Raw genomic sequence first — 2353 nt, forward strand, 5'->3', positions numbered from 1 at the left:
GATAAACCGTCCTTGTAGGCGGTATTTTTATGTCATCAAAAAAAGTATCATTTTTTTTATCAATCATGTGAGGTGGCATTAGCAGTTTACATCACAAATTATAATGATAATAATTATTATTCTCACAAAAGTTAACTCAATCTACATTATGAATTCACAATTTCGAATAAAGACCCTTAGCTTTGCTGTTCAATCCATCTTAATTTATGGAGGAGTAATGCATTTTGCTTGGGCAACTGAGCAGGATCAAGTCACAGATACAGCAACACTCGCGACGATTAGTTCCAAGGCAACAATCAGTGATCAAACTGAAGGAACAGGCAGTTTTAAAGCAAATAAATCAAAATCTTCATCGAAGTTAAATCTAAGTTTAAAAGAAACACCGCAGTCTGTGAGTATTGTCACGCAGGAACAGATTGAGCAACGTAATCTTGTGAGCATTGATGATGTATTGGCTGCTACACCAGGTGTCACTGTTAGCAAACAAGATAGTGAGCGTTCAAGTTATTATGCTCGTGGTTTTTCTATTACCAACCGACAAATTGATGGCATGCCAGTGGGCGATAATAGCCCAAGGGCAGACAGTTTTTTCTTTGATCGTGTTGAGGTAATTAAAGGGGCGAGTGGCTTAACGGGTTCAACAGGGAATCCGTCAGCGACGATTAATATGGTACGTAAACGCCCAGATAAAGACTTTTCCGGGAGTGTAAGTTCAACTTATGGAAGCTGGAATAATACTCGTGTAACAGCTGATGTCTCGATTCCCTTGACTCAAGATGGCAGTGTACGTAGTAGGGTAATGGCTGCATATACGGATAAAGAATCCTATATGGATTTCTATGAGCTAAAGTCAACTGCGGCCATGGCCATTGTAGAAGCAGATTTAACTGATAATACAACCGCGTCGCTTGGATTTCAGTATCAGGACAATGACCCTAAGGGATCGACGTGGGGAACCGTTCCTTACTTTAATGCGGATGGTAGTCTTGCTCACTTGCCACGAAACTTTAGTTTAACGACAGACTGGAGTGCAATTAAACATAAAGATGAAACTATTTTTGCAGATATTCAGCATCAATTTGACAACGGTTGGATGGTAAAAGCGGCTGCTGCACATAGTGCATCGGATAATAGTTGGTTAGTTGCTTACGGCGGAAGTGGATTCCCAGATCCTTCAACAGGTAAAGGTCTGAGTATATGGACACAGGTAGCACCTTACTCAGAGAGTAAAAAACTCAATTTAGACTTATATGCAACAGGTCCTTTTCAGCTATTTGGTCGTGAACATGAGTTAATTGTAGGTTACAGTGGCTTTAAATCAGAGACGACCTCACTAAAAGTTGATCGAAAGATTGATTATCCAGCGGTGATTCAAGACTATCGTGATTGGACGGGGGATTTACCAAAGCCGACCTATGTAAAAACAGGGGCTGGGAGTAAAACCACCACTGAACTATTTGGTTATTATTCAACCCTGCGTTTAAATTTGGCCGATCCACTCAAGTTAATTCTAGGCGGTCGTTTTAATACCTATGATTATAAAACCAAGACATGGTTGATGAACCAAAAACCTGAAAAACCTCGGAGTTTTGAGCAGTTTGTTCCTTATGTGGGGTTACTTTATGATTTCAATGATCGCTACACAGCTTATGCAAGTTATACCGACATGTTTACACCTTCAAGCAAAAGGGATAGAAACGGTAATTATTTGGACCCAGAGATTGGTAGTAGTACAGAACTTGGACTTAAAGCTGAATTTTTTGATGCTCAATTATTAACAAGCGCTGCAGTATTTTGGTCATCAGTCAAAGATCTTGCCGTTACAGATGTTGAATATGACCAAGGCAAAGTTCCGAAAATAGATGATTTAGACACAGCCTATATGTCATCGGGTAAAGGATTAAAAATAAATGGTTTTGAAACGGAAGTTATTGGTAAGTTACAAGACAATTGGAATGTAAGTGCGGGTTATACCTATGTGAATAGTGTGAGTTCAGCAATATCAAACTCAACGACCACAATTCCACAAAACCAAGTTAAGTTTTTTACCAGCTATACATTGCCAGAAAATTGGTGGAATGGGGCTAATAAACTTACTGTTGGAGGCGGAGTCAATTGGCAAAGTGAAATTTTTCAAAACTGGGGAACCGCACCACAAAATGCTTATAATGGCGGAACAGTCGTACAAAAATCGTATTATTTAGCAAATGCCTTTGCGAGTTATAAGTTTAGTGATGAGTTGTCTGCAAGCTTAAATATTAATAACTTGTTTGATGAAAAATACTATCTCAATGTGGGCTTCTATAATGGCGTATATTGGGGTGAGCCAAGAAACGTAACGTTTACAGTCCGC

At 39.2% G+C, this 2353-nt stretch carries 1 protein-coding gene; it reads left to right on the forward strand.

The window, feature by feature from the left end:
- Window positions 1-148: 148 nt before the first annotated feature.
- A partial coding sequence (locus tag GBI16_RS17920) for a TonB-dependent siderophore receptor (RefSeq protein WP_151707599.1) occupies window positions 149-2353 on the forward strand: 2205 nt, incomplete at its 3' end.

The sequence above is a fragment of the Acinetobacter sp. TUM15064 genome (assembly GCF_008980265.1).
Taxonomy (GTDB): Bacteria; Pseudomonadota; Gammaproteobacteria; order Pseudomonadales; family Moraxellaceae; genus Acinetobacter.